The organism is Bacillus sp. ISL-55 (assembly GCF_018613155.1).
Lineage (GTDB): Bacteria > Bacillota > Bacilli > Bacillales > Cytobacillaceae > Mesobacillus.
The window spans coordinates 207,757-215,819 of sequence record NZ_JAGGQU010000009.1; the positions used below are offsets into that span (position 1 = coordinate 207,757).

The window sequence follows — 8,063 nt, forward strand, 5'->3', positions numbered from 1 at the left end:
CCAAAAATACTATTTCTTATTGTTCATACTGAATTTCATTTGGTTTTTCATAAGTAACATACGTTCCAGCTATGAAATCATGGATCGCTCTTTTATCATGACGCATACCTACCATGAAAGCACTGACAATAGCAGCCAGCCCTAATGTAAGTACATAAACAAGTCCTCCGACGAGTGTGCGCAAAAGCATCGTACCGAAGCCCAGTTTTTCCCCGTTAACCTTCGCGATTCTTACACCGACAATTTTCTTGCCTACTGTATATCCTGACCACACTACAGGAACAAGCACGGAGTAAAGCAGATTCACTAAGGAAGTAAAAGCATTATCTTCCGCATTACCTGTAATTAAATAACTTATAATAGCAAGAGGCACTCCGATAATTAATCCGTCTAGAATTGCTGCACCCAGTCTTACCCAAAAGCCAGCTGGTCTGTTCATTGAAATTTCCTCCTAGTTGTTCATTAATTTATTTTAATAAATCTGCGATTTCTTGCTCACCTGATTGCAAAGCGTGCATCCTCGCAGTCATACCCGAATAATCTTTCAGCTGGATGTCTGCCCCCAGCTCTATCAATAGTTTTACTGATTCAATTTTTCCACTGAATACAGCGTAGGTCAATGCTGTATAGCCCGCACTCATTTCTTGATAGTTTGGGTCACCGCCAGCATCATGCAGCATTTTGATCATTGACGCAGTCCCTTTTTCAGAAGCAGTCATGAATGGTGTCATGCCATAATCAGATTCGAAATTTGGGTCGGCTTTTAAATCTAAAAGCAATTGAACCATCTGGATATCGTCATCCATAATAGCCCAGTCCAGTGCAGTGTATCCATTATAATCTATTTGGTGGATATCTTCCCCATTTTCTATTAAGCTATCAACCTTCTTCGTATCTCCACTGATAACTGCATCAATTAACGTCGATCCTTCTATTTCTTCTTCATAATATTCCTCTTCAACGAGGAATGCGGTACTGACCTCTTTAAAGACCATAACTCCTCCAACAACGGCCAAACCAGTAAGCAAAACTGACGCAGCCAGAAAAGCCAACAGTCCTTTTGACTTTTTGGAATGAATTATCATTGAATCAACTTCACCAAAGAAAGCACTGATTTCATTTATTCTTTTTGGAAGCGGTGGATGAGTGGATAAGATTTCTGCCAGCCAGACAAAAAAGCCTTTTTCCTGATTGATTTGTTCTAGGTATTCTGCTTTATTCACACTTTTAAATAAGACTTTCCCAATTGCCAGCATTGTAAGTCCGTTTTTCGCGGCTGCAGGATTACCTGTATAGAAGGCTGCATATCGATCACAAGTATATTCACAAGCGCGCAGGTACATTTCTGCAATACCCGGGATCCACATGGAAGGAAGGATGAACATCATTTTGCAGAGGTGATTGCGTTTGATATGAGCCAACTCATGTGCCAGGACAAACTGAAGTTCCTCCTCAGCATTTTGTTCGATAAGGTCGAATATTTCGGAGTAAACAACAATCATATTCCTTCCGAAAAAGCGCGTCGCAAATGCGTTCATAATGCCGCCAGATTGCATCACGTAAATATCAGGGGTGCGCTTTATTCCCATTTTGACACATAGATCTTCAACCGCAGAGTGGATAAGCGGAAATTGATTTCCACTAATTTTCACTGCGTTAAGCCGGATTTGACCAATCATCAATGCATGAAGCAACAATGAAAACATCAGGAATGCTGCAATAATAAATATTCCTGCAATGGATAATGCAAAGAGAATGTATGAAGCAATACTAATACTTAATACAATCCAGAAATATTTATTCTCATTTTTATGTAGCAGGTTTTTCTCGTTAAAGGTTTCTTCTGTCATTTCCCAATGTCTCCTTAATCACAATTATATAGATTATAGGAGATTTTTATTAATTGGAATAGATGTTTTTTATAGGAATTAACACCTTTTTTTACCTTCTTTAGATACTTTATATTTTCATCAACTGATACGCTTAGTTTCGATTCCTTTTAAGAAGATTTATTCTTTTAAAAACTCCTCCTTTACTGTTGTATTCAGCATCTACTTTTCTATTTTGATACTGATCAATCAACTCATTCAAACGGTCAAGCTGAAAAGCGTAGTCATAAATCGCTGAACCAATGATCGTTAACCGCAATCTATCATTCCTATCTATTGACCGGTCCTCCATGATCGATTCCAGGAATAATCCACTTTGTCTAAGAGTACTTTCCATATTCAGCTCTCTGATTTTTCCCGAATATTTTAGGAGGATCATCTCATGGTAGTGAATCAGTTCCTCGAATTGTCCATCAAATTCATTTGTATCCTCCCGTTCAGGCCGGCTTTGAAAAAAATGATCCTCAACGATATCCAAGAGTCTCAAGCCTTGCTGAAGGCAGGCAAGCATTTGCTTAAACACCACCAATTCCCTCACGTCGAGAGGTTTTACCTTTGAAATTTTCTTTCTTTCCTCATCTAGTATTTTATAAAGGTCTTCAAGCTTGGCTACGTCCTTTCTCAATTGACTCCATTGATCTTGAAATGTTTTTTCTGTCAGTTCATTGGATATAGCTGTCCTGATTAGCAAGGACATGGTTCTAAAGCTATTGTTCATTGTTTCAATAAAATTCTTATTGAAATTTGGTGGTGAGACTATTAAATTGACAAGAAAAGCAGACCCCATCCCAACAAGGACAATGATAAATTTGTTAGCTGCTGTTAAAATACCGTTAAAATCATGTGAACTCATCATGATTAAAACTGTGATTAGCGTTAAAGATATTGAACTTTCCATTTTAAGCTTCAAGCTAATGATAATTACAACAACAGTAACAAATCCAATGACAAACGGATTGTTCCCGAATAAATAAATGGATGCAATCGCGATAATCGCACCGAGTGTATTCGCCTGAAATTGCTCTAGTACTTGTTTCCATGATCGATAAATCGATGGCTGGATTGTAAAGGTAGCAGCTATTGCAGCAAAGACCGGGGGCTCCAATCCAATCCATTCCGTTATATATAAAGCAAGTGCAACGGCCACTCCTGTTTTTAAAACTCTTGGACCTAAAGTAATCATCTAAACCCCTCACTCTCTATTGAGAACGCTTTTATTTTAACATAACCTCGTTTATTGGAATAAAACATATCAATGATACTGAACGATTAAAGAATAGTATATTAAGGTGAGAAAAGATTATCCTCCCACTTAGACGGGAAATAATATTCAAGCAGCTTTTAAAAAAGGTGGGAACAATATGGTAATGATTGATAGAAATCATGATCCTAAAAGAAATGCTGAGCTGATTTCACAGTTATCAGGAAAAAATTTAAATATAAATGACCTGGTTATAGAGACAAACGAATTATTCAAAGAAGCAAGTGAGGATTACAGACCTTTAAACTCGAAAAACAATCAAGGTTTATCTTCTTTTTTCAATAATTTCAGTGCAAGTCTTAGGAAAATAATTCAGACTAAATCCGCCTTCGATAACAGCCGAAACTATGAGACCCTGGTCGACCCTAACAGCAATGTCTTTCCCGAGTGGATGGAAAAATTAAATGAGGAATATAAACATCTGCTGAAGGAAATTAATCAGGAGGTTAATATTGAAGATTTTGGAGCAATCGGTGACGGGAAGACCGACTGCACAGAGGCTTTTAGAATGGCTCTCGGAAAAGGCCGTGTGAAAGTATATATTCCTGAAGGTGTATATGTGGTAAAAGAGATAAAGCTGCCTTCCTTTACCTATTTGGCTGGTGCCGAAAAAAAGAAAACGGTCATCAAACTTCACGACTCAGCCCCCAAAGGCAGGAGACTTATAACGAATAAAAACCATCGTACCGGAAATCGAAATGTAAAAGTGACGGGAATGACGCTGGATTGGAATGTTGAACGTTTGGGGAATGTTGAAAAAACCAGTACATGGGGAAATCATTCCAGCTGCCTGCTGTATGCCAATGTAAAATATGGCTGGGTGAAGGATGTCGAAGGTGTTAATCCAGGGCTTCACTGCATTGATATTTCATCTCCTCTTTATAATTATTATGGCGATGGCTATCGGGCCCGCGGCGGAAGTGAGTTTATCTGGATTGATAATGTTAATGGCTATGGTTTCGGCGATGATGGCATTACAACTCACCATAGCGATAATATTTTTATATCAAATTGCCATATGAGCGACCCAAGCGGGAAAACACATAAAAAAGGCTTTTCAAATTCAAATGGAATCGAAATCGATGATGGCTCTCGAAATGTATGGCTATTAAATAATTCTACTGCAAGATGCTTTGGCGGAGTAGAAATCAAAGCTCATCATACTTCTTCAGCAGCAAATAATGTAGTCATCATAGGCCATCTATCTGTAAATGACAATCGTTCTTATAATTTCAGGCATATTGGCCATCACAAGGAAAATGATCCTGAGTCTAAAACAGCAATCAACATTCGAGCTGCAAATATTATCTCGTACAAGCCGGTTCATACCGAGCTATATGCAAATTCTTCGCCAAGGGCAATGGTTGTATCAGCATACAAAAATGTAGCTGTAAATCATTTTACGGCTATCGGAGATCCTTCTTATGACTATGGAGGTGAACCAGCGATCGCCATACAGTATCGTTCCAGAAATATAATTTTAAAGAATGTGGAATTGAGCGGGTTTACAAATGCAGGGTCCGATATAAAGGTTTTTGGCGGCAGCAATCGCGCTGATAATGTTAAAATCCGAAACGTGCTTGCAAAACATTCCGCACCTAAGGCAATTCAAATAGGTAAAGGAGTCTCTGTAGCATCAGTTGAAAAGGTATATGCAGAAGCTGTAAATGGACAGTCTGTGATCGAACTTGCAGAAAATAAAGCCGTGGTGAAAGAAGTTCATTCAAAAGGATTCAAACAGGTGGTTATGGGACAACGGCAAATATAACAAAAAGGAAGCAGTGCAAGCTGCTTCCTTCGTTACGAGAGGACCCATTTTTGGATTGCCTGGGCAACTCCACTCTCTTCATTTGTACCTGTAATATCGTCAGCAGCTTCCTTTACAGTTTCCTGGGCATTGCCCATTGCTATTCCAAGACCCGCCTCAGTAATCATGGCAATGTCGTTAAGGCTGTCTCCCACCGCCATGACATTTACCATTGAAATATCCAATAAATCACAAACCTTCTGCAATCCTCTGGCCTTATTGATCCCCAGTGCATTGACTTCAATATTTTTTAGGCTTGAGTTGCTAATTTCGAATAATCCCTTTGCCTTTAACTCTTTAAGAACACTCTCTCTTATTTCATCTGCTTCAATGTGGAAGCCAAATTTAATCCATTCTTCGGAGAACAGATCCTCCGGCATATCATTGCGCCAGACGTTTTTACTGCTTGTTGCCCAAAAACCTGTCTGGTGCTTTTGTGATAGTTCATACATCCATTGGATGTGTTCTGTATCTACCATACTTCTTTGTACCAATTCCCCATTTGGTCCCCAGATTTCTCCACCATTGACCGTAACCAGATAAGACGACAGCTCCAGAGAGATTACATAATCCCTTGCTGTTTTCAGACTGCGTCCGGTACTTAATACAACACTTACCCCTCTTTTTTCTGCTGCTTTGATTGCTAGTCTATTTTCCTCAGAAACCTCGTGCCGCTCATCCAGGAGCGTTCCATCCATATCCAATGCAATTAGTTTGATATCTGGCTTATTATTAATCAACTTTATCCTCCTAATAGCTTTACATTTCTATATTAATACTATCAATGGCCTGTTTTACGGTAGCGAAGGTATTGATATTTGAAAAGTCTACCCCACCCTCAACTGCAGCCTGGGCGAGCTCTGGCCTCATTCCAGTGGCAATAGAATCCACCCCTAACAGCCGCAAAACATTGTGAATATCAAAAATGTGTTTGGCAATCGTTGCATCTATTGTGACAATTCCTGAAAAATCAATGATTAAACACTGTACTTTCTGCTTTGCTACCAAAGGGATTGCCCTTTCCATAATCAACCTTGCCCGATCATAGTCCATTTTCCCTACTAATGGCAGCACCGACACATTTTCCTGTACCGGGACGACTGGAGTCGATAATAAATCCACTTCATCCTGGACTTCCTTCATAAGTTTTGTGGTTTGCCGCTCAAAAGCAAATACGGTTTCATTAATACTTATATCAAGCATATTGTTCACTCTTTTATTGATCCAAATCAAATCTTCCGTGTTAACGTCATGTTTCAAACTAATTTCTGCCATTTTATCAATGAAAACAATTCTTGTAGGAGGATACCTGAGTAGGATGTCAGAAATCCTGCCGCCTTTAGCTGCTTCGCGTTCTCCGTTTTGCTGGCTCCATTCAAGAAGGCCCTGAGAAGTTGTTTCATCTTTATTCATAATAGAGTCACCGAGGAATTTAAGGTACTCAGTATAAACAACAATTGCCTGGTCAATTTCCTGCTTTGGTATCTCCACACCAATTAAATCCAGTATGGAATTTACTATTTCCTTTGCGATTGTTTCGGAATTTTGTTGTAGTTCATTTGCTACTGCTGAAGTTGGATTCACAAAGGTCACATCCCTTTTTCTTTTTACTTATGTTCTTTCCGAAATTTCACTCAAAATGCTCAAGGATTGTTTCACTGTCTGTTCGTAAAAAACTTAAATTATTTAATGATAGGATACACCTTTAACAATAAATAATCTTCTTAAAACCTGTAATTACATGCAAATAATCAAGTTGTCCTAGGTAAATAATACTCCTGTGCTCTTTAATAATCCAAGACCGGGAGAAAGACTATCCACAAAATCAATATTCCTTGGATATTCTCGTCAACTCGAAGAATTCTTTTTCTGGTTTCATCCATTTTGCCCCTTTATCAGAAACAAAATAAATTCCTTTCTCCAAGTCGTAGTATACATCAATTGTTATGCTTCCAAAATCAATAACACTTTTTCCGTTATAATAAGCTTGTTTCGAATCGGCTTCAATAGCTCCATTAATCAAACTGACTATCTGTTCAATTGCTTGGCTATCTGTCATTCTGAGGCAATCATCGCTTCGATCCGGCTGTTCGTTAATACAAATTTCCGAAACTTCTGTATCGATCCAAGAGGCAGCATTCAATCTCTCGTTTTTACCAAAAACAACTTCTGTTTGATTCGTATTCTTGAAGTATGCAGCGCTTATTGATAATTCCCAGAGTGTGTTATCTTTTTCCCAATAAGAAATAAAACCAGCACCATCCTCATTAGTATCAGATGAAGCTTGCGACATTCTTAAACTCCATCCATTTTTCGGAAGCTCCTTTTCATAAAAATTAAAGATCTCTTCCCAATGATCACCCTCTGTAATATAAACCGGACTGGCTGGTTTCAAACCACTATAAAGAGGAATATCAGTAGTCTGTTCTGGTATAATGGGAAGTCCGTGATATTTTTCTTCCTGTTTCTTTTGAAAATAAAATAATCCGCCAACTAAAAGCACAATGATAATGATGAGTAATGCCAATTTCCAAAACTTCAAGTGTATCCCTCGCCTTTTCATATAAGCTTTTTCTGTGTATACTGCTGGTCGTACCACCAGATCCGCATAGCAAATCAAATACTGATAAATGAATATTAGTTTTGAGGATAGCAGGGCATCATGCTCATGAAAGAAGCCCTACTTTATAATAATGTAAAAAATGGTAGAATTGAATACTCATCGATCGCTTTATATTATTTAAAAGAGGAACAAAAAGCGCAAGCGCTGGAGCTGGATTAATAAAACCAAATAAATTTGTGGAGGGTTATTTATGACCAATGGAAGAAATCGAAATGAAATCAAACCCGGCTTGAAGGTAAATATTGTCCTTAAAGCTGACCAGAAAACAGGAAAACTTACTCAAGGCATCGTAAAAGATCTCCTTACCAATTCCAGCACCCATCCTCATGGCATTAAAGTGAGGCTTGAGGACGGGCAGGTTGGCCGTGTCAAGGAGATTTTGGAGTAGAAAAGGGTTTATAGAATGATTATTCTATATGCTGTATGAATGCCCGATGAAGAATACCGATAGTTTCTTTAGACTAACAAAAAGCGCAAGCGCCT

The 8,063-nt window shown here is 38.5% G+C and carries 8 protein-coding genes; 2 read left to right on the forward strand and 6 right to left on the reverse strand.

Annotated elements, in window-relative coordinates; all coding sequences use genetic code 11:
* Positions 1-16 precede the first annotated feature (16 nt).
* The 3 genes from J7E32_RS05930 to J7E32_RS05940 all read right to left on the reverse strand — a co-directional run bounded on the left by J7E32_RS05930 (position 17) and on the right by J7E32_RS05940 (position 3,072).
* On the reverse strand, positions 17-439 hold the full coding sequence (locus J7E32_RS05930) for an RDD family protein (RefSeq protein WP_214904998.1): 423 nt from the start codon (positions 437-439) through the stop codon (positions 17-19).
* Positions 440-467: 28 nt separating this feature from the next.
* Positions 468-1,850 carry a M48 family metallopeptidase gene (locus J7E32_RS05935; protein ID WP_214905000.1) on the reverse strand — a complete coding sequence of 461 codons (1,383 nt, stop codon included), beginning with the start codon at positions 1,848-1,850 and terminating at the stop codon, positions 468-470.
* A 133-nt stretch (positions 1,851-1,983) separates the two neighbouring features.
* On the reverse strand, positions 1,984-3,072 hold the full coding sequence (locus tag J7E32_RS05940; protein WP_286182763.1) for an FUSC family protein: 1,089 nt from the start codon (positions 3,070-3,072) through the stop codon (positions 1,984-1,986).
* Positions 3,073-3,250: 178 nt separating this feature from the next.
* On the opposite strand from J7E32_RS05940, the gene J7E32_RS05945 reads away from it, so the two are divergent.
* Positions 3,251-4,918, forward strand: coding sequence for a glycosyl hydrolase family 28-related protein (locus J7E32_RS05945; RefSeq protein ID WP_214905003.1), 1,668 nt, complete (start codon positions 3,251-3,253; stop codon positions 4,916-4,918).
* A 32-nt stretch (positions 4,919-4,950) separates the two neighbouring features.
* Here the strand turns inward: J7E32_RS05945 and J7E32_RS05950 are convergent, their stop codons facing one another.
* The 3 genes from J7E32_RS05950 to J7E32_RS05960 form a co-directional block, all read right to left on the reverse strand.
* On the reverse strand, positions 4,951-5,703 hold the full coding sequence (locus J7E32_RS05950) for a Cof-type HAD-IIB family hydrolase (RefSeq protein ID WP_214905057.1): 753 nt from the start codon (positions 5,701-5,703) through the stop codon (positions 4,951-4,953).
* 13 nt (positions 5,704-5,716) lie between these two features.
* Entirely contained in the window at positions 5,717-6,541 is an 825-nt protein-coding gene (locus tag J7E32_RS23165; protein ID WP_214905005.1) for an STAS domain-containing protein, read from the reverse strand.
* A 241-nt stretch (positions 6,542-6,782) separates the two neighbouring features.
* On the reverse strand, positions 6,783-7,499 hold the full coding sequence (locus J7E32_RS05960) for a hypothetical protein (RefSeq protein ID WP_214905007.1): 717 nt from the start codon (positions 7,497-7,499) through the stop codon (positions 6,783-6,785).
* 271 nt (positions 7,500-7,770) lie between these two features.
* Between J7E32_RS05960 and J7E32_RS05965 the strand changes: the two genes are divergently transcribed.
* The gene (locus J7E32_RS05965) at positions 7,771-7,968 is read left to right on the forward strand and encodes a YwbE family protein (protein ID WP_214905009.1); all 198 of its coding nucleotides are present in this window, start codon (positions 7,771-7,773) and stop codon (positions 7,966-7,968) included.
* The last annotated feature ends 95 nt before the right edge of the window (positions 7,969-8,063 follow it).